The organism is Dyadobacter sp. CECT 9275 (genome assembly GCF_907164905.1).
Classification (GTDB): domain Bacteria; phylum Bacteroidota; class Bacteroidia; order Cytophagales; family Spirosomataceae; genus Dyadobacter; species Dyadobacter helix.
Genome location: NZ_CAJRAF010000002.1, coordinates 524597 through 548843, shown reverse-complemented (window position 1 = coordinate 548843; position 24247 = coordinate 524597). Strand labels below are relative to the sequence as shown.

The window sequence follows — 24247 nt, the reverse complement described above, 5'->3', positions numbered from 1 at the left end:
AAGTGAATGATGATTTGAATGTCGGATCCAATTATCATTACGTCATGGTCTTGTAAAATGTGGCGCTGGGATAAAACAAAAAATGACCCGATTTGGCCGGGTCATTTTGCAAAGGCAATCATTCGTAGTTTTTGGTCTCAGTTTGCCGGATCAGCTGAATCCGGGATGAAACTTTAAGTGATTTTGTTCAGAAGATTTAACGTTAGGTTTGGTATGCAGACTGATTTAGATGCCTGTCAGGCTTCGGAAAAATTTGCGTGCGATGATCGCATATTCCAGCGGATTGGCCTTTGCAGGATCCTGTTCCGCTTCCAGAACAATCCATCCGTTGTAGTCGCTGGATCTGATCACTTCAAACAATGAAGGGAAATCTATGCAGCCTTCCGAGTCTCCGGGTACGGTAAAAACACCCTGTTTGACGGCGGTTAAAAAGCTGAGTTTTTCGTCGTGAACCCTTTGTAAAACATTCGGTCTCACATCTTTCAGGTGTATATGTGCAGTTCGGCCAATGTATTTTTTCAGAGCTGCAACCGGATCTTCACCGGCAAAAAAGAAATGGCCACAGTCGTAATTGAGATATACATTTTCAGGATCTGTTTCATTCATCAGCCGGTCGGTTTCGGCTATTGTCTGCACACAAGTTCCCATGTGATGGTGGAAGGCAAGTTTCATGCCGCGATCACGCGCGATCTTGCCCAGTTCATTGAGCCCTTGTGAGAAATTTTTCCAGTCCTCGTTGGTATGGAGCATTCCCTTGCCTTCGAAAACAGGCACGTTCATCTGTCCCTGGCAGCTGTTTCCGGTTTCTCCTCCACCGATTACTTTGGCCCCCATGGTTTCAAGGAAGTCAAGCAATTGGATAAAGTTTTTTTTGTTTTCATCCAGCGACTTGGTTGTCAGTTCATAGCTGTTCCACTGGTTGCAGATTTGCAGGCCCCGCAGACCCAGCGCTTTTTTGAGTATTCCGGTATCCCGTGGAAACTTATTGCCTACCTCGCAGCCGGTAAACCCGGCAAGCGCCATTTCACTGACACACTGTTCAAATGTATTTTCACCCCCCAATTCGGGCATATCGTCGTTGGTCCAGTTGATAGGAGCAACGCCTAGTTTTATATTTTCAAAGTTCATTTTTTACTAAATTTTGAAAGGAATATTTGAGAAACTCTTCCTGATCATAGGGTTACTATTGTACTTTGATTTAACCTGCGAAAGCGTATTCTTTCGGTGGATATCATAAAAATATCCGTTGCGATTTTTTGTTTTCACGGTACGTTTCATAAGCTTTTTGTACCGACGGGGAGGTAGATACTTCCGCCACAGGTACTTCCCACCACGCATGATAGCCTTTTACGGTGCGGTAAAGATTGGTTTCAATATAGATAACGGTGGTCCGGTCATTACTTTTCGCCTGGGCCAGCGCTGCGTCCAGCGAAGTTTTATCTGTTGCCCTTATAACCGTTGCACCCAGACTTTCGGCGTTTTTGGCAAGATCAACCGGAAGAAATTCCCCGCTTAACTGGCCCGACTGTTCCTCTCTGTACTGGTACCGGGTACCGAACCGCTCACTTCCGATGCTTTCCGATAGTCCACCTATACTGGCATAACCGTTGTTGTTCAGCAGCAAGATGGTGAATTTCACTTGCTCCTGAATGGCTGTAACAATCTCGTGGTTGTTCATCAGGTAACCACCGTCACCACAAATGACATATACTTCCCGGGATGGGTCGGCCATTTTGGCCCCAAGTCCGGCGGCGATTTCATAACCCATGGTCGAAAAGCCGTATTCCAGGTGGAAGTTCTTGGGGTCTGTGGCACGCCATAATTTATGCAGATCTCCGGGCGCACTTCCTGAAGCATTGATCATCACATCCCGATCGTCCATAAAGGTGTTCAGAGCGCCAATAACAACCGCCTGGTCAATGGGCGGCACGCTTCCATTTCCGGATGCGTAGATAGCCGTTACCTCGTCATCCCAGGCTTTGTTGATTCCGGCCATTTTGCTGCGGTACTCAGTAGCTACCTCAAAATCGCCCAGCAGCTCCGACAATTCTTCCAGAGTTACTTTGGCATCGGCGGTAAGCGGCAGCGCGGCATGTTTAAAAGCATCAAATTCATTGATATTGATATTAATGAATCTGACATCCGGATGTTTGAAAATGGATTTGGATGCCGTAGTGAAATCACTATACCGGGTACCTATCCCTATCACAAGATCTGCTTCGTTGGCAACCTCAATAGCATAACGGGTGCCGGTGGCACCCAGTCCGCCAATGCTATAGGGCTGATCATAGCGGACGGCTCCCTTTCCGGCAAAGGTTTCCCCGACGGGTATCCCGGTAGCAGTTGCAAACTGGTGAAGGGCCTTGCAGGCATCGCTGTAAATAGCTCCTCCTCCGGCCACGATCACAGGATTTTTTGATGATCTGATCCACTCTGCAGCTTTTTTCAATGCCATGGAATCTGCTCTCGGGCGGGCAACGTGCCATACCTTTTTTTCGAAAAGCTGGTCCGGGAAATCATAAGCGTGTGTTTGGATATCCTGCGGCATGGATAACGTCACAGCTCCCATTTCTGCCTGTGAAGTAAGTACTCGCATAACCTCCGGCAAAGCATAAATAAGCTGCTCGGGGCGGCTGATTCTGTCCCAGTATTTGGAAACCGGTTTGAAACAGTCGTTCACTGAGATATCCTGGGTAGAAGCGCTTTCTAACTGCTGCAAAACCGGGTTGGGCTCTCGGGTTGCGAAAATATCACCGGGAAGCAGTAATACGGGAAGCCGGTTAATGGTAGCCAGTGCCGCACCTGTGATCATATTGGTGGCCCCGGGCCCGATGGAGGTAGTGCATACAAACGCACCCAGACGGTTTTTTACTTTGGCATAGGCCACCGCTGCATGTACCATCGACTGTTCGTTCCGGCTTTGGTAGTACCGGAAGTCGGGGTTTTCCTGCAGGGCCTGACCCAAGCCTGCCACATTCCCGTGACCGAATATCCCGAAGCAGCCACCGAAATATGGTGTTTCAACACCGTCGCGTTCAATATACTGATTCTTTAAAAATGTTATGGTAGCCTGCGCTACGGTTAATCTTTTTGCCATGGTATCTGGTTGTTTTGCAATGGTTAGCCTTTTACTTCCGTATTTTTAACAGGCTTCCAATTGCTGTTCTATTTAAAATCTTCTGCTTTTCCCACACATCCGAATAACTCAAATTTTTTAAGCATAAATTGCTGGTATTCTTCCATGAAAATTTTACCGGGACTGGTGGGTGCAAACTCATCAGGCTTGTCGCGGAAAAACTCACGGTTGACCATCGTCCACAAAAGCCGGGTATCTGTGGCAATATTGATTTTACAGATCCCCAGCGGAATTGCCCTTAGTATTTCGTCTTCCTGCACCCCCTTGGCGTCGGTCTTTAAGTTTCCGCCGGCGTTATTAATGCGCTGAACCACTTCGGAACTTACATTGGAACCGCCGTGCAGTACCAATGGGAATCCGGGGAGGCGCTGCTGAATTTCCTTTAGGATATTTAACCGCAGACCTTGTCCACCCGAAAATTTGTAAGCACCATGGCTCGTCCCAACTGCAATGGCCAGGCTGTCGCAGCCAGTGGCATTTACAAAATCTTCAACTTCCTGTGGATTGGTGTAAAAGGAATGAGCGGCGTCCACGGTCAGGTCGTCTTCTACGCCTGCCAGTACGCCCAGTTCAGCCTCTACACTGATATTTTTTGCATGTGCTTTTTCCACTACCGCCCTGGTTCTGGCAACATTCTGGTCAAAAGGGTCATGAGAGGCGTCTATCATAACCGAGGTATAGCCGCCTTTTTCAATGGCATCAAATAGGTGGGCTTCGTAACCATGATCCATGTGAATGGCAAAAACCGTTTCGGGATATATCCTGGCTGCTGCGCCAATCATGGAAAGAAGCATATCCGGATGCGCATAATCACGGGCAAAGGGTGTTGTTTGTACAATAAAAGGAGCTTTGGCCTTTTGCGCAGCTGCAAAAAGTCCGTGTATTTCCTCCATAAAAAATACGTTGACCGCCGGAATAGCGTATCGACCGTAACATTTTTGAAAGAGTTCTTTTGTTGTTAAAAGCATTTTACTGGTGTTTGGCTTTTAGCTATTAGCTAATAGCTAACTACATACTGTTTAACTGTTTACTATCAACTTCTTACGGCATAAGGCTCACTGTTGACTTTCGGATAACAGACTGTTGTACAGCTGTTTACTATTAACTTCGTACCGCTAGCAGCCTACTGCTCACTGTTAACTTCCAGCTAACCGCTTTCTTCAACGGCTAACCGCCTACTATCAACTTCACACCGCATACCGCTAACTGCCTACTGTTAACTTCTAACTGCAAACTTCCAAGGACTTAGATCACCAGAATACGGTATACAGGGCAGCTAAAACTCCGCAGAGGAGTATAGAAGCCACTACAAAACTTTTGCCCGGCGCAAACATCGACCCTTCGATGGCGAGACCCTTCGGATTATTCTTACTCCTGGAATCGGCCAGCGTTACTATAATGATTACCGCGCTTAGCATCAGAAAGATGATACCCATACGATCCAGGAAAGGAATTTCGGGTGCCAGGAATTTTCCTGCCGTTGACAATGGGATGGTCAGTAGTGCGGCAGTGAGTGCCGCCGCCGATGTGGTACGTTTCCAGAACATACCAAAAATAAAAATGGCAAAAACTCCGGGCGTTATAAAACTGCTGTATTCCTGAATGAACTGATAGGCCTGATCCAGCACGCGCAGCTGAGGAGCAATGAGAACACCAATGGCCATGGCGACCCAAATGGTATATCTTCCGATTTTTACCAGTTGTTTTTCGCTGGCACTTGGATTGATAAACTGCTTATAAATATCCAGGGTGAAAATCGTTGAAATACTATTGGCTTTTCCAGCTAGAGAAGCCACAATAGCGGCGGTAAGTGCTGCAAATGCCATCCCTTTTAAGCCCTGAGGCAGGAGGTTTAACAAAACGGGATAAGCGTGGTCAGGTTTTACAGCTCCGGCTGCATCCAGCATTTCCTGCTGAAACATTCCGTTCTGATACAAAACGAAAGCGGCAATACCGGGGATTACGACGATGATCGGAATCAGCAATTTTAAAACAGCAGCAAAAAGAATACCCTTCCTCGCGGTTTCCAGATTTGCCCCCAAGCTTCTCTGAATGATGTACTGATTGCAACCGAAGTACGCCAGGTTATTGATCCACATGGCCCCGATAATGACAGAAACGCCGGGAAGATCTTTATAAAAAGGATTGTCTTTAGGCAGGATCATGTGGAAATGGCTGTCGGCCTGTTGACGGAGCAGACTCAGGGCATTAAATACACCCGGCTTGTTAAAATGCTCGGAAACAAGGTCAAGCGCCAGATAAGTGGTGGCCAGTCCGCCGAGTACCAGTACTATCACCTGTACCACATCGGTATAACCGATAACCTTCATACCGCCAATGGTAATAATCACAGCAAAAATGCCTAAACCGATAATCCCATAGCTAAAGTCCAGGCCCGCAGTTACTTCCAGCGCCAGGGCACCCAGGTAAAGAATGGAAGTAAGATTTACGAAAACATACAGCAACAGCCAAAAAACGGCCATAATTGTGGCTACTGTAGGACTGTACCTTTCTCTCAGAAACTGTGGCATGGTGTATATCTTGTTCTTAAGATATACTGGCAGAATGAAAACGGCTACTACAATGAGGGAAGCTGCTGCCATCCATTCATAGGATGAGATAGCCAATCCGATGGCAAATCCGGACCCGGACATTCCGATAAAATGTTCGGCCGAGATATTGGAGGCGATGATAGAAGCACCAATCGCCCAGAAAGTAAGAGATCCTTCTGCCAGAAAGTAATCCGTAGAGCTTACTTCAGCGGAGCTTTTTTTCTTGTAAATCCAATAGCCGTAGGCCGAGACACCTATTAAGTAAATGAAGAATACGACGTAGTCCAAAAATTGTAGACCGGTATTTGCCATGCAGATCGGGAGGTTAATTAAGAAATGAGAACGATAGTTTAGGTTAAAGATATTACTGTTCGATTGACTGGTGTCAATCGTGATTTATATTTTTCCAAAGACAGCTTTACTGCTTGGCTTATTTGCCTTTTCCTGAATTCCTTACCTTCTGGAAACGTTTGAGATAGGGCACTCAGGATTATTTTTTTATTAGCAGGTTAAAATCGTTTCAGGACATCTGGGCCAGTTCAAGGACTTCGTCCATTCTTACAATACGCCCTTCGGTTAGTGATTTCATGGCCGCGATACCGATAGCAGTGGCCATCAGTCCATCATGTGCATCCACCGGTGAAGGGGTGTCATTCAGTACGCAATCGATAAATGATTTAAGGCAAACGCGGTATGCCGTTTCATATCGTTCCAAAAAGAAATGTAGGGGTAATGAGCTGTGTCCTCCGCTGCTGTCAAAATGAATGAGTGTATCTGTGGTATTGTTTTCAGCTTTTGCCATACCTTTTGATCCGAAAATTTCAAGCCGCTGATCGTAACCATATACGGCTTTCCGGCTATTGTCAATAACGCCAATTGCACCATTTTCGAAAGTCAGTACAATCACCGCAGTATCTATATCACCGAATGCCTTGATCTCAGGGTGAATGAGGGCATCGCCTTTTACAAAAACCTCTTTTACCTCACTGCCCACGATGTACCGTGCCATATCAAAATCATGGATGGACATATCCAGGAAGATACCTCCGGATACTTTCAGATACTCCACAGGCGGCGGTGCGGGGTCGCGGCTGGTAATGCGCAGGATATGCGGATCACCGATTTTGTGGGCTTCCACCAGATGCCTGACGTTGCTGAAATTAGCATCAAACCGACGGTTAAACCCAAGCATTAGTTTTACACCATTCTCATTCACCGCTTTTTCCGCTGCCTGAATGGCATCTATGGTCACATCAAGTGGTTTTTCACAGAAAACGTGTTTTTTCTGCTCAGCTGCAGCAACGGTGTACGGTACGTGGAAAGGGGTAGGGGAGCAAATTACGACTGCCTCTACATCGGGATGGTTAATGACATCGTAGGCGTCTGTGGTTACCTGACTAACACCCAGCTTGTGGGCAAAAGCGTGTGATTCCGTTGACAGATCGGAGGCAATGATCACCTCTGCATTGGGCATGTGATGTACCAGATTGCTGAGGTGTATCTGGCCGATACGACCAAGACCTATCACCCCGGTTTTTAGTTTTCTTGACATACTTCGGTTAAGTTTTGGATTGATATGCTGAGACAGGGGCACACAAATGAATTTGGCCGGTCGGTATTAAAACTTCCTTGTCCATTCTTTGAGCCACCGCTCTATTACTACCTTGGTTTGGGTGAAAAATTCGACGGCATGTTTACCCTGTCCGTGCAGATCGCCGTAGAAGCTTTCCTTCCAGCCTGAGAACGGGAATTGTGCAACCGGGGCAGCTACACCGATGTTGATTCCGATGTTACCCGCTTCCGCTTCGTGACGGAACTTACGGGCATTCAAGCCGCTGCTGGTGAAAATGCAGGCCATATTTCCATATTTACCGCCGTTGATGAAACGGATCGCTTCATCAACGGTATTGATATGCACCAAACTCAGAACAGGTCCGAAAATTTCCGTGGCCGCCAATTCTCCATTCAAGGGTATATCTTCAATAATGGTAGGTTGGATAAAGTTACCGTTTTCATACCCTTCAATCCTGGGGTCACGCCCGTCCACCAATAACCTTCCTCCTTCGTGAAGACCTTTATCTATCAGGTGCTTCACCCGGTTTTTACTTTCTGCTGTAATGACGGGGCCCATCAGAACATCACTGTCCAGTCCAAACCCTGTTTTTCTGCTTTTCGTTGATTCCACCAAACTTTCGGTAAACTCCTTGTGCTCGCCGACGGTTACAATGGTGGAAGCTGCGAGGCATCGTTGACCTGCACATCCGTAAACGCTGTCAATTACGATCTGCGTGGTCATGTCAATGTCAGCATCAGGCAATACAATGACCGGATTTTTAGCTCCACCCTGGGCCTGTACGCGTTTGCCATGCGCAGCCCCTTTGGAGTAAACATATTTGGCTACGGCCGATGAGCCTACGAAACTGATACCTTTAATGACGGGATGTTCAAGCAATGCGTCCACCACCTCACGACCGCCCTGTACCAGATTCAAAACACCTTTGGGCAGGTCAAGCTGCTCCATCAGGGTTACAATTTTGGTCATTGTGAGAGGTACTTTTTCTGACGGCTTGATGATATAGCTGTTTCCGCAGGCCAGCGCATAGGGGAGGAACCAGAAAGTGATCATCCCCGGAAAATTAAAAGGAGCAATACAGGCACACACGCCGAGCGGCTGACGGATCATGTATTCGTCGATGCCTTTGGCAATATCCTCAGAGAATTCGCCCTGAATCAGGGTGGGTACACCACAGGCGTTTTCAACGTTTTCAATGGCCCTTACCATTTCAGCTTTGGCTTCCACAAATGTTTTGCCAGATTCCAGCACGATCGTCCGCGCAATGTCATCCAGGTTGTTTTCCAGTAAGGTCTTAAGTTTGAAGAGGTACTGCACGCGTTTGGAAACCGGCGTAGCCCTCCATTCCTGAAATCCCTGATGTGCAGCCTCGGCTGCCAAGGCAACATCTGCTCCATTTCCTTCCGGAACCAATGCCAGTACCTCCTGGGTAGCCGGATTCAATACTTTCAGGGTTGATTCAGAGGTACTATCGATCCACTGTCCGTTGATGTAATTCTTTAACTTTTCCATGATGGATATTGAATTTCGTTTGATTTAACTGATGTCCGGAAACCGTCCGGCCTTATTATTAATTGTACTAATCACCCACTGCCCACTACTTACTGCCTACTGAATACTGCCCACCGAATACCCCACGCTAAAATCCCCCTCTATCCAGCACAAATTGCATAACCTCTTCATTCGTAGGCATAAAGTTGGCACAGCCTTCCCTGGTTACAATAATGGCCCCGCATGCATTTCCCATTCTTACACTCTTGTAAAGATCCCAGCCACTCAGCAAGCCATAAGAAAAGCCGGCACAAAACGCATCTCCGGCACCGAGTACGTTCAATACTTCTACAGGAAAACCTGGTACTTTTATTTCTTCCCTCCCCGGCTGGAAAATGGACGCCCCGTCTTTCCCTCGTTTCACCACCAGCGTTTCCACGCCCGAAAGCAGAATCTGCTCAATTGCATTTTCAATATTTCCCCTGATTTCCGGTGCGGATATCTGCTGATGTTTAATCAGGAGTTGCTCCTTGTCTGTCAGAAAGGTGGCGAGGATTTCTTCTTCCGTTCCTACCACAATATTAAAACTGCCAAGAGCGGCTCTGATGGTAACTCCAAATGCGCGGGGGTCAAACCACTGGTCTGCCCGGAAGTCTATGTCCAGGATTCTGATCACATCATTTTGCCTGGCCTGTTCCAGTGCAAAAAACATGGCGGTACGGCTTGGATCCCTGCTGAAAGCAGTACCTGAAAATGCCGCCGCTTTGAACTCGGCAAAAGGAACGGCTGCCACATGATCAAGGTCCAGGTGAATGTCCGCGCAATTGTCACGATAAAAAACAAGAGGAAATTTATCAGGAGGTTCAATTCCGAGGATAACAGCCGAACTTCTGGTACCTTCTATGGTGGGAATCCAGTCGGTATGAATACCTTCCTGCTGTAAAAAATGCTTGATAAAGTTGCCTACCTGATCGTTTCCGACTCCGGTCAGCAAGGCCGTATTGAGGCCGAGGCGTTTACTGCCCGTGGCAATGTTGAGAGGGCAACCACCTACAAACGCGTTGAATGCCTCTATATTAACAAAAGGGCTACCCACATTGGCCGAATACAGATCAATTGAAGAGCGGCCCAGTGTCAGTAAATCATATTTTTTCATTGGGGTTATTTTCGTTTAGTGGGCCTTACTGCCGCCGTGCGGCTGGTCAGGGTTTCATTGTGTACGATCCGGCTCAGCGATATACTTCCGTCCGGAAAAGACCATCTATTATCCGTTCATTTCGGCTGTCACTAGGGGCAACCGGGGATCTGAGCCTTTCCATGAGCCATATATCCAGTCATGATCCGGATCCGAGGTGTTGGCCAGCGACTGGTCGCTACCTGCCAGAAAGTTAAGATAGTAAACATGATAGCCGTGGCCCGCAACCACCGGGTGGTAACCCTTAGGTACCAATACGGCTTCATTGTCATGCACCCTCACAATTTCATCCAGCGAACGGTCCTCAGTATAAACCTGCTGTATGGCATAGCCCTGCGGTTTGTCAATCTTGTAAAAATAGATCTCCTCAAGATTGGCTTCCAGCAGATTGCCATTTTCGTCTACTTTCCGTTCGTCGTGCTTGTGAGCAGGGAAGGAACTCCAGTTGCCTGAGGGCGTATATACTTCAACGCATACGATTTTATGACAGTCAAAACCTGGTTCCAGCAGGCTGTTGATCTGGCGGTTGGCATTATCTCCGCCCCTGAACTCAATGGCCGCTTCTTCCGGGCGTTTCATGCGCGGCGGATGATCCTCATCGGTTTTTACATAACAGATCGCGATGTCGGTCCGGGGCGACTGGGCCGTCAGTACAAAAGCGGTATGCCTGGAAAGGTACATGGCATGGCCGATCCCGCTGAACACATCTTTTCTGCCATTTCTGGTTTCCCATACTTCACCATTGGCCTCCACTTTGAAATTTCCACCAAGCAGAACAATGCAATATTCGTAATCTCCGGTATTAAGTTCGATTTGTTCACCGGTATCCAGTATTTTCGCCTCGAAGTTTAAATATTGCCAGCCGGCTTGTCCGCTTGTCAGGGAATGGTAGGTATTGGTATTTTTGAAAGGCTTAACCAGCAGTTTACTCATTGTGTTATTCATTACATTTCTGCAATGATAGTGTTGTATAAATTAAACACAAAATGTAAATATGTTAATATTGAATGCAAACGTTTGAAAAAAAATACAAACGTTTGCAATAATTTATGTTTTAAATTGTAATTATCCTATATCATGAATTCTTCCCGGCCTGTTACGATTAAAGACATTGCAAAACGTTTCCGATGTTCCCCATCTACGGTTTCCAGGGCTCTGAATGACCATCCGGCCATCAATGAGGATACCCGTAAAAATATACAGGAGTACGCCCGGCAGGTGGGATATCAGAAGAACGAAGTATCTCTGAGCCTGCTCAACAAGCGCACCGCTACCCTGGGCGTGGTGGTGCCCACGATCAGCAATTACTACGAGACGGCCGTGGTGGAAGGCTTGCACACGATACTGCAGCCAATGGGCTATACGCTGAATATCTGTGTAACCAACGAAAGCTATCTGCTGGAAAAAGAGTACCTCTCCAAATTGCTCTCCAACCGCATTGAGGGTATTTTTTTGTCTGTGGCGCAGGAAACCTACGACTCGGGCTATTACGAACATCTTGAAAGCGTAATCCAGCGAAAAACACCGCTCATTTTTATTGACCGAGAATACGAAGATTTTGAAACAAGCCGTGCTACTGTGGACGATTACCATGGTGCTTTTGCCGCAGTGGAGCATTTGATCAGTATTGGTTACAAGGATATAGCCCACCTGAAAGGCCCCAACGGGCTTACCGTGTCGGAACAGCGGTTAAAGGGGTACATTGATTGTCTGAAAAAGTATGATATGTCCGTCCGGGAAGAGCTGATCATCAATACCAATTTCAAGGTCGAGAGTGCCATTGTTCCCACCAAACGGCTGCTGGAACTGGCTTCACCGCCCGATGCCATTTTTGGCGTGAACGACCAGGTTGCAATTGGCGCCATGCGCGTAGTAAAAGACAAGGGCCTCCGGATACCCCAGGACGTTGGTCTGGTCGGTTTTGATAATTCACCGATCTCTGCCTATACGTTTCCATCCCTGACTACCGTCAGCAGGCCCGGGCGGAAAATAGGGATGGAAGCTTCGCGCCTTTTTCTGAATCAGGTCAATGCGTCAGGAGATTTTCTGCATGAAAGTATTGTGCTCCCTTCAGAGCTTGTGATCAGGGAGTCGTCGTTAAGGATTTGATGGGAAATGAGCCCCTTTTTGTTTTAAGTATGAACTAAATAAAAGTTATCTGAGATGCTCGTAAGGCTCTTACTCATGGTCCTTTGTACCTCATTTTCTCTGGTTGCATTCTGCCAGAAGAGAACGGAGAAAGTTTTGTCCGGTGATACGCTTATTTTAAAGAAATATTTATCAAATGGAAAAATCAAGGAGGAGGAATATTTTCTGGGTGATAACAAACTGTATGGGAGATATTGGAAATATTTAAAAAATACTTTTTACGGGTATGAAATATCAAAAGTTAAAAATAGTAAGACAGAATTGACTGCTGCGACGTTTTTTTATCCTGAGGGTCAGATCAGAGCTAAGTTTGCCACAATAGGTGGTAAAGCAGAGGGAAAATATACCTCCTATTATACAAATGGTCAGATTGAGATCGAATGTAATTATACAAGAGGAAAAGCTGACGGTACTTTTCTGTGGTTTTTTGAGAACAGCCAGCTTTGGACAGAAAGGATATATGAACGAGGCAGGTTAGTGCAGGTGGTCGAAAACTTTAATATGTACGGGAAGCCGATGAACAAGGGTGATTTTTCTAATGGGACAGGCGCGCTGTATGAATATGATTATCAGGGTAATTTGGTCGATATACAGCATTATGTTAACGGAATTCATAAATATTCGGAAGTGAAACGCCAAAAGCGGCGAAGAGAATTTTGGGTTGATTAACATCCGTGACTTTCCGGGCAAGGGTTAAAACAAATCGTTAGGTATCGCAGAGATAATGTTCCACCAAAACCGTTTCTTTCACATCACCAGATTGTACACTCATTTGTGTCTTTTGGTAAATTAATCTAGATTTAGGAGTTATTTACCTAACTCTCCATTTATAATTGAAACCTTTCCGTACCACAATCAAAAATTGGGGGCTTTTGCTGCTGATTTGCCTTTTTTGTAATCTTAAAAGCTTTTCAGTACCCTCGGTAAAAATATCTCCCATACCTTCCTGGGTAATTGAAGTGAAACCATCAGGTGGAATTCCGTCCCAAAAGAGTTTTTCAGACGGGTATTACGTCGCCTTCAATGATATGCAGGTTAATCTGGATAAGAAGTCGACCTACCACCGCCTGATCCGGCAGATTGTATCTGAGAGCGGCATCCAGAATGGATCAGAAATAGCGGTAAGTTTTGATCCCACCTACGAGCAGGTTTCTTTCCATACTGTAAATATCATCCGGGATGGGAAAGTAATTTCGAAGTTGAAAGCGGGAGATTTTAAGGTACTTGCCTACGAAACTGACAGACAAAGATTCATTTACAACGGATATTATTCGGCGTCTTTAATTCTGAAAGACGTCCGCAAAGGCGATCGGATCGAATTCTCTTACACCGTAACGGGTTGGAACAGTGTTTTCCGAAATAAATATTCAAACTCCTTTTATTTTGGGGCCTATGATTACATCCCGCAGAAACACTATGCTTTGTTTTCGTCCAAAACCAGAAACCTATATTTCAAAGAATTCAATAATCCTGTTAAAAAGTCGGTCAGACAAATCGGGAACCAGCTCGTATACGAATGGGATGTAAGAAACGCTAAAAATATACCTTACGAGGATTATTCACCCTCCTGGTATGTTAATGAGCCATTTGTGCAGATTTCCGAGTTCAAAAACTGGGCTGAGGTAGTGGACTGGGGCCTGGAATTTTATGCTCAGCCGGTCATAAATGGGCCGTTGAAAAACAAAATTTTGCAATGGCAAAAAGAGGCGAAGGGAAACAAAGAAATATTCATCGAAAAGGTAAGTCGTTTTGTACAGGACGAGATTCGTTATCTGGGAATTGAAACTGGAGAAAATTCGCATAAACCTCACCATCCCGAAAATGTTTTCGAGCAAAGGTATGGGGATTGTAAGGATAAGACACTTCTGCTGTGCGCCATTCTAAGGGAAAATGCTATTGAGGCAGATCCTGTACTCGTGGACACCTACAAAAAATCCCACTTGGCTGACTACCTGCCCACTCCGCTGGATTTCAACCATGTGGTGACGCGGGTCAAACTAAATGAAACAAAGCACATTTTTATTGACGCAACGTTTTCTCTTCAGGGGGGCAAGGCCGCGTCAATTTTTTTTCCGGCTTACGAAAAAGGTTTGTTGTTAAAAAAAGGGGAACAGTCCATCATCAATATTCCGCCTCAAAATCCCGGGAAAATTTTGGTTACCGAAGTGTTTACCGTCCCGTCTGCTACGGATACGGTATCCGCGGGATCTCTCAAGGTTCATACGGTATACGCTAAGTCAAATGCGGATTATATACGGGCTGATTTTCAGGAGGGTAATATCTCAGAAATAGAAGAGGGGTATATCAATTATTACAGGGAGATCTATAAAAACAGTGAATTTGAAGCAGCTGATACACTGGTGTATCAAGATCTGAGGGAAGAGAATATGTTTTTGGTAACAGAGCACTACAAAATAAAGAATGCCTGGTCAAAAGACAGTACCTCGAAAAAACTCCGGTTTTCGGTTTTTGGTAAAATTCTTTATGATCAGCTCATCAATCTTCCAAACCGGGTCAGAAAAACCCCGATTTCTCTGAATTACCCTTACCATCTTGATTACCGCATCCAGATAAAGCTTCCCGATCAAAGAAATATCCGTCCCGAAGAGTGGGAGTTGAAGCGCGAGTCATATCTGATCAGGTTCAAATCAAAGCTGAACGAAACTGAAAATGTCTGGGAGTTATCCTATGAATATAAAACTTTAAAGGATTACGTCCCAGTGAATGAGAGCAACCAGTTTAAGAATGATATTAAGAAGCTGGTTGGTCATCTTGAATATGAAATGTGGGATTCCCTGGAAGTATCCGGTACAAGTGATTATAATCCCTGGATGATACTTTTGTTTATAGCCTCCCTTGTAGTTGGTATTTACCTGTGCACAAAACTTTACCGTTATTCCCCGGGCAGTATTCATCAGTCGGGCCGGGGTATTCCTATTGGCGGATGGCTTATTTTAATGGGTATAGGGTTATTTGGACAAGGTATTTCGATTTTGTTCTGGTTGTGGGGAGATGAGTCGCTTCCTTACTTCACCGTTAGCGGTTGGGATGCGCTGGCGGGAGATTTGGAAACCAGAGTTACCCTATATCATGTTTTTCTGTCCGCCGAGGTATTTCTGAACGCACTTACGTTTTGCGGGTCCGGATTGGTACTGTTGTTATTTTTAAAAAGGAGAGATTCATTCCGATTGGTTTTTTCGCTGTTCTATTCTTTTAAGGCGGCTTATTTAATTGCTGATACTTCCATTGCAGCCATTTTTTACGATTATGACTCAATCTCTCTGGTGGCCAAACAAGTGGGAGAAATCGTTAGCGCACTGATTTTTATGGCTTTCTGGATCCTGTATCTCTATAAGTCGAGGCGGGCGGAAAAAACTTTCGTCAATACTTTTTCAACCGCCATCCCTTTACGAGATACCAGTGTAAATCAGGAGCTGACCAGCGATTAGTGCTGGGACGGCCGGACGAAGGAATGTATACGGACAGCAAAAAGGGTTTCGCAAGCATAGTACGCTGCGAAACCCTTTTTTATTTTTAACCCTTCAGGTACTAGTATCCAGTGTTCTGAACCAGGTATCCAGGAAGGTTGGACGCTCCGTCGATCGCATTTTGTGGTATTGGGAAAATACGTTTGTGAACGTCAGAGTTGGTTTTTTCAGTCCATTTTCCTTCGTATTTACCAAAACGGATCATATCCGTACGGCGTAACATTTCCCAGTAGAACTCAAATCCGCGTTCACGGAAAAGCAGGTCCAGTGTCATGGAAGTCAATGCGGGCGGGGGAGTGGTTGCAGTTCGTGCGGCTCTCACAGTATTCACATCGGCCAGCGCTCCTGCTGCATCATTACTTTTCCGTAACTTGGCTTCAGCGCGCATCATGTAAATATCCGCCAAACGAAGGATGACGATATCCGCTTCTCCCTTGTTTCTTCCAGTGTCTGAAACGCGGCTGAATTCATATTTTTCAACGCGGTACCCTGAATTATAGTTGCTGCCTTCCGGGGTGAAATCAATATTTTGGGTAAAGTCCACTGCCAGATTGGCTTTATTTCGTGTTACATAGTTAAGCTTCCCAACTTTCAGTTTTCCATCCGGGCATCTTACAAATGCTCCATTTACCCGCAATGCACCATACTGCTGGCCGCGGAGAATACCCCGGTTAATTTTGTAGTCGGCATCATTGATGCAGGTATCGGCCTTGTTGGAGTAAATAGACATGTTCTGTTTGTAGAAACGCGGGTCACGGGTTGGATCTTCGGTACCATAAGCCTGTACCCAGCTCTGGTAAAAGTCCGAAGTAATACCGGGGCCATCAGTCCCGTTTGCGGCGGGGAATGCGGCCAGAGGGAACTGATCACCAGAAATAGAGAAGTATGCCATACGGTTGTGGCCGTTCAGGTCAGGGCGCTGATCCACAGCAAAAATCAATTCTTCGTTGGTATGATTGTCGTTGCCGAAAATAGCAAAGTAATCAGCAGAAAGTTTGGCCTGTCCGGATGCAATGATCTTGTCAGTATACTGGATCACTTTGTCCATGTCATCACTTTTGAAGTCAAACTGAGTACCGTAAATATTCCTGTAAACGGCAGCATTCAGATACAGACGTGAAAGCAATCCCCATACTGCCGCCTGATTTAACCGGCCAGGACCTACCACCGCTTTGGGCTGGACCTGTGGTTCAATGGCCAGCAGTTCGCTTTCGATGTATTTAACAGCTTCGTCTCCGCGCACAATGGTAGAGGGCGCACCCGGATCTTCCTTAATAAATACAATACCGAACATATCCAGCGCAATCATATTGTAATACGCCCGCATTCCTCTTGCTTCCGCCAGATACAAGCTTGCATTGGGGTTGGTAGAGGTTTTAAAGCTGGTGATCGCCGTGATAGACCTTGATATGGACTGCACCAGGGTGTTCCAGGTATTGTTTACGTTAGGGTCCGTACTGGTTGTGTTATGTGCATGAAGCGCCAGGTAGATCCCGTTATCACCCCAGTCTGTACCACCTCGGTAGGGCAAAATAGCCTCATCCGTAGAGATTTCCTGCAGGGCAAAATAGGTAGTATGCTGAAATAGGTTTGGCAGCAAAGCATAAACAGGCGCGATGAGTCCGTTTGCGGCATCTTCGTCGGACACCTTGGTGCTTAAAGTTTCGTCCAGTACCTGTTCCTTTAAGTCGGTACAGGCGCTTAACCATAAAATTCCAGCTGCGGTGAATATGAGAGATATTTTCTTTTTCATCATGTGTTTTATTAGAAGCCAAGATTTAGACTAAAAATGACTGTTTTAGCCTTTGGATAACTGAGATAATCGATACCGTAGGAAGTAATGCCGTTAATGGAACGGTCATTGTTTACTTCTGGGTCGTAGCCGTTGTATTTGGTCCAAACGATCAGGTTCTGGCCTGTTACCGCAACGCGTGCAGTTTGCACCCATTTGTGAATACCAAGTTTAACTGTGTTCAGATTGTAGCCTAACACCAGGTTGTTCAATCTCAGATAAGCACCGTTTTTCAGATACCTGGTCGATACCGGAGCAGAGTTGTTGATGGACTCGCTGGCTGCTTCGAGTGCCTCGGGTGTTACGTTCACACCTTTAGATAATTTCAGCTTGTAGAAGTTAGAGTTGGCCGTGTTGTCATACACTTTATTACCTCCTACACCATTGAAATTCGCGGTCAGGTCAAATCCTTTGAAACTTACGTTTCCGTTAAAGTTGTACATCCTAGTAGGAAGCGCGGTTCCGGCAGCAATCCTGTCTTTATCGGTAATGATACCGTCACCGTCCGTATCGCGGAATTTGCTGATACCCTTGTCGTCAAAGCCAATAAATTCTTTCAGGAAGAAAGTACCGATGGGCTGGTTGTTGATGTATCCGTTGATTGTAGCCGAAGTAAGGCCTGAGCCCTGTGCGGCACCGGATGGAATAACCGAGTAGGGTGAATTTTTCACATCATTTTTTATAAATGTGATGTTTCCACCGATGGAATAACGCAGGCCGTTATCCAGTGATTTTCTGAAATTCAGGTCAAACTCAAGTCCCTTGTTGACAATCTGCATATCGGGAACGTTGGTCCAAAAAGTACCGGCTGGCTGTACTGGATCGGAAGGAATAACTTCCAGCAATATTTTTTCAGAGGTTTTAGAAAAATAATCTATTTCTCCGCTCAATGCACCTTTAAACAATGAAAAGTCTAAACCAAGATCCGTCTGCGCAGATACTTCCCACTGGATATTGGGGTTGGCTAGCCGGGTATAGGTAGTACCGGCAGGGTAGGTATTGGTACTGTTAAGCGGATAGCTGGTAGTCCCTGATACTGAAGATGTGAAACGAGCCTGGGTAATTTTGCTTGGAATTTCCTGGTTACCGGTTTTACCCCAGCCTGCACGCAGTTTCAGGTCGGAAAACGGAGAGGATTTCATAAAAGGCTCTTCCGAAATCCGCCATCCCAGCGAGAAAGAGGGAAAGGAACCATACTTATTGTTGGCCCCGAATTTTGAAGAACCGTCAACACGCAAGGTTGCTGTTACAAGATACTTGTCCTTGAAACTGTAATTCACCCTTGAGAAAAACGACTGAAGCTCATTGATGGTGGCAAATCCGCCGGGTTTGTTGAGTACGAGCGTCAGGTCCTGTCCCAGACCGGGGTTGTAGATGGGCTCAATATCTGATATCGGGAATTTGTTGATACTGAAGTTCCGTCCCTGAAGGAAGATCCGCTGATAGGAGTGACCTACCAGAGCAGAAAAACTGTGTGACTTTTTATTTAAGGTATAAGTCAGGTAGTTTTCAATCAAACGGTTGGAGTTTTTCAGATCATAGGTTTCCAGACGTCCGATGGAAGCCGGAATGGTATTGGGCAGCGTTTGTTTGTCCTGGGTAGAAGTGGCATGGTCGAGGCCAAAATTGAGTTTATAAACCAGACCCGGAATGATGGTTACAGACGGAGATATACTTGCAAGTACTCTGTTGGTACTCAGTAATTCCTTGTAAAGTCTTAAAGTGATCAGCGGGTTGGTTCCGTCCTGGTACTGGAACGGATCACCTTTATCATCATAAGGTTTATAGGTAGGGTTGGCTGTGATGGCCCCACCTATGATTCCCTGGTTATCCGGACGCTGGTTTTTTGTATTGGTCGCGTTCAGATTGATATCCAGGGTAACCCGGTCGTTCAGCAATTTCTGCGACAGATTGATACGGCCGGTATATCTGTCCTGCTGGCTGCCTTTCAAAACCCCTTGTTGTTTTTGCAAACCAAATGAGCCATAATAAGTCATTTTTTCGGTACCTCCACCAATGGAAACATTGTGGTTGTGCGTGGTAGCAGTTCTTGAAATTTCCTTTTGCCAGTCGGTATTAGCACCTCCGTTGATCACCGTTGAGCCCAGCTTACCAGCCTCGGCTATAAAATCGGGACCGGACAGTACATCCAAGGGGCGGGCCATGGTAGACAAACCCAGGCTTCCGGAATAATTAACACTGGCCTGGCCCGATTTGCCTTTTTTGGTTGTGATCAAAATAACTCCGTTTGCTCCTCTCGCTCCATAAATAGCGGTTGCTGAGGCATCTTTCAAAACATCCATGGATTCGATATCCTGTGGGTTCAGGAAGTTAAGCGGGTTGGTATCCCCACCGGTACTGCTGTTGTCCAGTGCCATACCATCCACCACGAACAACGGCGTACTTCCTGTGCGCACCCCTCCCGGGCCACGTACCGTGATATTGGTTTTGCCGCCTGGCTCGCCTGTTGCCGAGGTTACGTTCACACCGGATACCTTTCCTTGTAAAAGCTGCTCGGGTGAATTGATGATCCCCTGATTGAATTCCGCGCTTTTGAGAGATTTAACAGAACCGGTAATGTCTTTTTTTACGGTACTTCCATAACCTACCACGACTACTTCGCTCAGGTCTGATGCCGATTCCTTTAGCGTAATGCTGATAGAATTGCTGTTGGCTTCTGTCAGAACGAAATCGTTCAGGGACTGCTTGTCAAAACCGATATAACTGAACTGAAGGTTATATTTTTTTCCGGTTTCAAGATTGCTGAACGAAAATTCACCTTTTTCGTTGGTAGTGGTTCCCTGCTTATTTGCGCCATCCGATTCCGAAACAAGGACGGTTACTCCCGGCAATCCTTCATTATTAGAAGTTACAACCTTTCCCGACAAGGTAATTTCTTTTTGAGGAGAGGTTTGCTGGTGTTTACGTGTGTCGGCTGAAGAGGCGGTTGCCAATGATGGAGTTGCCAGGTACATCATTGTACCTAATGACAAAACACAGCATTGAAATCCCCTTTTCCTGACCAATAGAGTCAATGTTTTTCTCATAATGTGGATTATTTGTTTTAGTAGAATAGAAAATAAAAAATTTTAAAGAGGGTTTAGACGCTGTTTGCAGGGAAATGTTATGCAACAATACAAATTGTATTATTGATATAAAAAATATAAAATAGTCTGCACTTCATGCAAACGTTTGAAAAATTGCTGCAAACGTTTGAAATAAATCGGGAAATTTGGGCCAATGCAGCAGGGTGGTATTGATTTATAATCAAGAGAAAGACATTGCCGCTTTCCTGAGCCTCGGATCATACAAAACAGGAATTTTTATTAGCGGTGCAATTTACGTTTCCAATGTTAACTCATGATGAAGCTTGTTGTCGGGAAGGAAAGTTTGGGGGATCAAAAGGAAAATGACCGCCTTCAGCGGTCATTTTATGGAAATGAGAAGTTATTTTTTGCTGAATTGGATATGCGTACTGGTCTGGCGGGTTGAGGTATTCATCGCCATTGCGGATCAGGTTTCAGAATGTGAGCTGCATTTATGTAATCCGCAATTTGCTCTGGCTAAACGTCCTGGCGTAGTACCTCCAGCGGCGGGCGTGAAAGGATACCCCGGCTGTTAATAAGCCCAATGCTCACTGTCAGCAATGAAACAAAAAGGAAAAGAGCAATAACTGGCCATACATCCGGCCTGAACTCCGCCTCAAAACTGAACCTGGCCAGCGCCCAGCTCCCGACCAGGGATATGAGAATTCCGGTGAAAGCGGCCAGCGAACCCAGGAAGAAGTATTCCATGGCCGTGATGGTAAAAATCTGCTTTTTACTGGCACCGATGGTCCTGAGCAAAACACTTTCCTGCAAACGCTGATACTTGCTGATCAGAACCGATGCAATGAGTACGATAATTCCGGTCAGGATACTGAAACCGGCCATGAAACGGATCACAAAGCCAATTTTTGTAAATAGCTCGTCAAGTACCCGAAGCACCAGGGCAAGGTCAATAATGGAAATATTCGGAAACTGCCGCACGATATCCCGCTGAAACCGGGCGGATACCTCGGGTGATGGAACATGCGTGAGCATCACATTAAACTGAGGGGCTTCTTCCAGCACGCCTGAGGGAAATACGACCAGAAAATTGGTTTGCACCTCTCCCCAGTTTACTTCCCTGAAACTACTGACGCGGGTTGTCATGAGCGTCCCCTGCACATTAAATACCATGGTGTCGCCAAGGTTTACCCGGCTGCGCTCCGCAAAGCCTTGCTCCAAGGAAATAGGTATGAGTGGCTGGTCTTTGGTATAGATACCTTCCCATTTGCCTTTTGAAATTTTTTCGGACGAAGACAGGGAGTCACGGAACGTAACCCGGTATTCCCTGCTAAAAATCCTTCGGGATTGCTCGGCTGTGGTGTCACCCTGAAAATCTGCGGCGGTTTTACCATTTACCTCATCCAGCCGCATATTAACAATAGGTACACTTTGGTTCACCGGAACCTTGTGGACTTTGGCCACGTCCAGCACCGCTTCTTTCTGGCCGGGTTGTATATCAAAAAGTACGATATTCGGCTGGTTACCGCTGGTAGATAAATTTACGCGTGTCATGAGTATGGTCTGCGTAAAAAATAAGGTGCAGATCAGCGAGGTACCCAGGCCAATGGAAACAATGAGGATCGCCGTCTGGTTGTTGGGCCGGTACAAATTGGCAAGTCCCTGGCGCCAGAGATAACTCCACGACTGAGGGAAGAATCTCCGCACCAGCCACATCAGCAAAACCGCGGTACCGTATAACAGCAGGAAAGATCCCAGGATGCCTGCTGTAAAAATCAACGATTGAAGCCAGGTTCTCATCTGCAGATACGAAAATCCGAAAATGAATACTACAATCAGCGCGTACACCAGCCAGATGACCGGGTCACGGTCTAATTTAACCTGATCAAAAATATTCCGAAGTACATTCAGGGGCGATATCTTGCGGATAGATACCAGCGGAGGAAGGGCAAATAGAACAGATATGAGGGTGCCGATCACCAGACCTTGGGCAATGGCAATCCAGGAGATATCCGTTGTCAGTTCAAAAGGCAGGAAGTCTTTAATGACAATAGGCAGGAACTGCTGAATTGCCGTACCTAGCAGGCAGCCCAGCACCGAGCCTAACAATCCTATGCCTACAATCTGAATCAGATAAATCAGAAATGCCTGGGAAGCTCTCACACCCAGACAACGCAGGATGGCAATGGAATTAAGTTTTTCTCTGATATAAATATGTATGGCACTGGCTACGCCTATGCATCCCAGAAGCAGCGCCACAAAACCTACCAATGACAGAAAGCGGGTTAGGTCCTTGAATGAACGTCCGGTATCCTCCTTCTGGGTCTGTACAGTTTTATAGTCCAGGTCGGCGGCTTCAAAGCGCGGGTCCAGTTTTTTAGCCAGATTTTGCACATCGGTATCCTCAGGGAATTTCAGATAGTACCGGTAAGCCACCCGGCTTCCTTTTTGCATAAGGCCGGTGGCGTCCAGGTATTTCATCGGGATGTATACAGATGGCGCCACAGTACTCGTAAGCCCGTTCTGGCCCGGGGCTTTTTCAAGAATTCCGGCTATAGCAAAAGTTACCTCACCGATCTTAATGGAATCCCCCACTTTTGCCTGATACTGCAGCATCAGGGACTGGTCTACCAGGGCTTCCTTTTTGGTGCGGAAAGATATTCCCGCTTCCAGCGGAACGGTTTCAAAGGTGCCATAGTAGGGATAATCACCCTGCAGTGCCTTCACCTGAGCCAGTCTGTTGCCGCCGCTTTTAAGGAAATAGACCATGGATGCAAAACTTCTTTCCTCCGACCTGGCTGTTCCCAGGGAATCGACCATTGTTTTAACTTTTCCTTCTATCGGGCGGTTTCCGGAAAGCGCCAGGTCGGCACCGAGCAGGGTGGCCGCCTGGCTGTCAATGTTTTGCCTTAAATTATCTCCGAGTGCATAAATGGCTACCAGCGCTGCAATCCCCAGTACGATAGAAGACACAAAAAGGAACAGCCGTGCGCGGTTACGTCGGCTGTCGCGCCATGCCATTTTCAGCAGCCACGGGAAATTGATATTTTCTTTATTCATTATCTAACAGGAATTACTTGAACGCTGAAGCGGATTTTCAACTTAAATAGGACTTCATCAGCCGGAGCGGGTCAGGTATGCTGATCCGAAACAATACGCCCGCCTTTTATACGGATAATCCGCTGCGTTTTAGCGGCAAGTTCCAGGTCGTGGGTAACCAATACCAGTGTGGTACCAGCCTCTTTGTTCAGATCAAAAAGTAGTTTTACAACTTTTTCACTCGTTTCGGCATCCAGGTTTCCCGTAGGTTCGTCGGCAAAAAGTATAGCCGGATTATTGGAAAACGCCCTGGCAAGGGAAACCCTTTGTTGCTCTCCACCGCTAAGTTGCGTGGGATAATGATGTCCGCGTTCGGCCAGGCCCACTTTGTCCAGTAAATCGAGGGCCCTGGATTTAATATTTTTTTCGCCTCTTAGTTCCAGCGGTACCATCACATTTTCAAGAGCTGTCAGCGTGGGAAGCAGCTGAAAATTCTGGAATATGAAGCCGATGTACTGGTTCCGGGCGGATGCCAGCTGATCTTCATTCAGGTCGTTCAGCCTCGTTCCATGAAGTTCCACCGTGCCCGAAGAGGAGCGGTCGAGACCGGCACAAAGGCCGAGGAGTGTTGTTTTGCCACTTCCGGAAGGCCCCACAATGGCCAGTGTTGACCCCGGGTTGACAGAAAAGTTGATGTCCTGTAATACCGTTAAAGAACGGGAGCCGCTTTTGTATATTTTACCAACCTCTTTAAGGTCAAGAATGCTATTCATTAATATGCTGGTT

General features: G+C 46.3%; 16 protein-coding genes. 4 read left to right on the top strand and 12 right to left on the bottom strand.

Annotated features, from left to right (window positions below; translation table 11 throughout):
* Window positions 1-225: 225 nt before the first annotated feature.
* The 8 genes from iolE to iolB all read right to left on the bottom strand — a co-directional run bounded on the left by iolE (window position 226) and on the right by iolB (window position 10880).
* Complete coding sequence (iolE, locus tag KOE27_RS10450; protein WP_215238831.1) at window positions 226-1128, bottom strand: myo-inosose-2 dehydratase; 903 nt, start codon at window positions 1126-1128, stop codon at window positions 226-228.
* A gap of 103 nt (window positions 1129-1231) precedes the next feature.
* Window positions 1232-3097, bottom strand: a complete 1866-nt coding sequence (iolD, locus tag KOE27_RS10445; protein WP_215238830.1) for a 3D-(3,5/4)-trihydroxycyclohexane-1,2-dione acylhydrolase (decyclizing) — start codon at window positions 3095-3097, stop codon at window positions 1232-1234.
* Window positions 3098-3165: 68 nt separating this feature from the next.
* Complete coding sequence (locus KOE27_RS10440; RefSeq protein ID WP_215238829.1) at window positions 3166-4104, bottom strand: class II fructose-bisphosphate aldolase; 939 nt, start codon at window positions 4102-4104, stop codon at window positions 3166-3168.
* Window positions 4105-4386: 282 nt separating this feature from the next.
* Window positions 4387-6000, bottom strand: a complete 1614-nt coding sequence (locus KOE27_RS10435) for a sodium/sugar symporter (RefSeq protein WP_215238828.1) — start codon at window positions 5998-6000, stop codon at window positions 4387-4389.
* A gap of 208 nt (window positions 6001-6208) precedes the next feature.
* A complete protein-coding gene (iolG, locus tag KOE27_RS10430) occupies window positions 6209-7240 on the bottom strand; it encodes an inositol 2-dehydrogenase (protein ID WP_215238827.1) in 1032 nt (343 codons plus the stop codon).
* A 66-nt stretch (window positions 7241-7306) separates the two neighbouring features.
* Window positions 7307-8773, bottom strand: a complete 1467-nt coding sequence (locus KOE27_RS10425; protein ID WP_215238826.1) for a CoA-acylating methylmalonate-semialdehyde dehydrogenase — start codon at window positions 8771-8773, stop codon at window positions 7307-7309.
* A gap of 127 nt (window positions 8774-8900) precedes the next feature.
* The gene (gene iolC / locus KOE27_RS10420; protein ID WP_215238825.1) at window positions 8901-9908 is read right to left on the bottom strand and encodes a 5-dehydro-2-deoxygluconokinase; all 1008 of its coding nucleotides are present in this window, start codon (window positions 9906-9908) and stop codon (window positions 8901-8903) included.
* 108 nt (window positions 9909-10016) lie between these two features.
* Window positions 10017-10880: a 5-deoxy-glucuronate isomerase gene (gene iolB / locus KOE27_RS10415; RefSeq protein ID WP_215238824.1), complete on the bottom strand. Its 864-nt coding sequence runs from the start codon at window positions 10878-10880 to the stop codon at window positions 10017-10019.
* Window positions 10881-11024: 144 nt separating this feature from the next.
* On the opposite strand from iolB, the gene KOE27_RS10410 reads away from it, so the two are divergent.
* The 3 genes from KOE27_RS10410 to KOE27_RS10400 all read left to right on the top strand — a co-directional run bounded on the left by KOE27_RS10410 (window position 11025) and on the right by KOE27_RS10400 (window position 15544).
* Window positions 11025-12056, top strand: coding sequence for a LacI family DNA-binding transcriptional regulator (locus KOE27_RS10410; protein ID WP_215238823.1), 1032 nt, complete (start codon window positions 11025-11027; stop codon window positions 12054-12056).
* A gap of 135 nt (window positions 12057-12191) precedes the next feature.
* Window positions 12192-12764 (top strand): toxin-antitoxin system YwqK family antitoxin, encoded by a 573-nt coding sequence (locus tag KOE27_RS10405; RefSeq protein WP_215238822.1) that lies wholly within the window; start codon window positions 12192-12194, stop codon window positions 12762-12764.
* 164 nt (window positions 12765-12928) lie between these two features.
* Complete coding sequence (locus KOE27_RS10400) at window positions 12929-15544, top strand: DUF3857 domain-containing protein (RefSeq protein ID WP_215238821.1); 2616 nt, start codon at window positions 12929-12931, stop codon at window positions 15542-15544.
* A gap of 100 nt (window positions 15545-15644) precedes the next feature.
* On the opposite strand, the gene KOE27_RS10395 is transcribed toward KOE27_RS10400, so the two are convergent.
* Both KOE27_RS10395 and KOE27_RS10390 read right to left on the bottom strand, forming a co-directional pair.
* Window positions 15645-17336, bottom strand: coding sequence for a RagB/SusD family nutrient uptake outer membrane protein (locus tag KOE27_RS10395; protein ID WP_215241573.1), 1692 nt, complete (start codon window positions 17334-17336; stop codon window positions 15645-15647).
* An 11-nt stretch (window positions 17337-17347) separates the two neighbouring features.
* Window positions 17348-20422 (bottom strand): SusC/RagA family TonB-linked outer membrane protein, encoded by a 3075-nt coding sequence (locus tag KOE27_RS10390; protein WP_229252734.1) that lies wholly within the window; start codon window positions 20420-20422, stop codon window positions 17348-17350.
* Window positions 20423-20735: 313 nt separating this feature from the next.
* Here KOE27_RS10390 and KOE27_RS29830 point away from each other — a divergent pair, with 313 nt between their 5' ends.
* A complete protein-coding gene (locus KOE27_RS29830) occupies window positions 20736-20867 on the top strand; it encodes a hypothetical protein (RefSeq protein ID WP_255573734.1) in 132 nt (43 codons plus the stop codon).
* Window positions 20868-20938: 71 nt separating this feature from the next.
* Here KOE27_RS29830 and KOE27_RS10385 read toward each other — a convergent pair whose 3' ends face one another.
* Both KOE27_RS10385 and KOE27_RS10380 read right to left on the bottom strand, forming a co-directional pair.
* Window positions 20939-23482 carry an ABC transporter permease gene (locus tag KOE27_RS10385; RefSeq protein WP_215238820.1) on the bottom strand — a complete coding sequence of 848 codons (2544 nt, stop codon included), beginning with the start codon at window positions 23480-23482 and terminating at the stop codon, window positions 20939-20941.
* A gap of 71 nt (window positions 23483-23553) precedes the next feature.
* Window positions 23554-24234: an ABC transporter ATP-binding protein gene (locus KOE27_RS10380; protein ID WP_215238819.1), complete on the bottom strand. Its 681-nt coding sequence runs from the start codon at window positions 24232-24234 to the stop codon at window positions 23554-23556.
* Window positions 24235-24247: the final 13 nt, after the last annotated feature.

What these genes read in the sequence shown, in the direction of transcription:
- KOE27_RS10435 (WP_215238828.1), bottom strand. Translation starts at nt 6,000, where the DNA reads ATGGCAAATACCGGTCTACAATTTTTGGACTACGTCGTATTCTTCATT.
- iolG (WP_215238827.1), bottom strand. Translation starts at nt 7,240, where the DNA reads ATGTCAAGAAAACTAAAAACCGGGGTGATAGGTCTTGGTCGTATCGGC.
- KOE27_RS10385 (WP_215238820.1), bottom strand. Translation starts at nt 23,482, where the DNA reads ATGAATAAAGAAAATATCAATTTCCCGTGGCTGCTGAAAATGGCATGG.
- KOE27_RS10425 (WP_215238826.1), bottom strand. Translation starts at nt 8,773, where the DNA reads ATGGAAAAGTTAAAGAATTACATCAACGGACAGTGGATCGATAGTACC.
- KOE27_RS10390 (WP_229252734.1), bottom strand. Translation starts at nt 20,422, where the DNA reads ATGAGAAAAACATTGACTCTATTGGTCAGGAAAAGGGGATTTCAATGC.
- iolE (WP_215238831.1), bottom strand. Translation starts at nt 1,128, where the DNA reads ATGAACTTTGAAAATATAAAACTAGGCGTTGCTCCTATCAACTGGACC.
- KOE27_RS29830 (WP_255573734.1), top strand. Translation starts at nt 20,736, where the DNA reads ATGATGAAGCTTGTTGTCGGGAAGGAAAGTTTGGGGGATCAAAAGGAA.
- KOE27_RS10395 (WP_215241573.1), bottom strand. Translation starts at nt 17,336, where the DNA reads ATGAAAAAGAAAATATCTCTCATATTCACCGCAGCTGGAATTTTATGG.
- iolB (WP_215238824.1), bottom strand. Translation starts at nt 10,880, where the DNA reads ATGAGTAAACTGCTGGTTAAGCCTTTCAAAAATACCAATACCTACCAT.
- iolC (WP_215238825.1), bottom strand. Translation starts at nt 9,908, where the DNA reads ATGAAAAAATATGATTTACTGACACTGGGCCGCTCTTCAATTGATCTG.
- iolD (WP_215238830.1), bottom strand. Translation starts at nt 3,097, where the DNA reads ATGGCAAAAAGATTAACCGTAGCGCAGGCTACCATAACATTTTTAAAG.
- KOE27_RS10410 (WP_215238823.1), top strand. Translation starts at nt 11,025, where the DNA reads ATGAATTCTTCCCGGCCTGTTACGATTAAAGACATTGCAAAACGTTTC.
- KOE27_RS10380 (WP_215238819.1), bottom strand. Translation starts at nt 24,234, where the DNA reads ATGAATAGCATTCTTGACCTTAAAGAGGTTGGTAAAATATACAAAAGC.
- KOE27_RS10440 (WP_215238829.1), bottom strand. Translation starts at nt 4,104, where the DNA reads ATGCTTTTAACAACAAAAGAACTCTTTCAAAAATGTTACGGTCGATAC.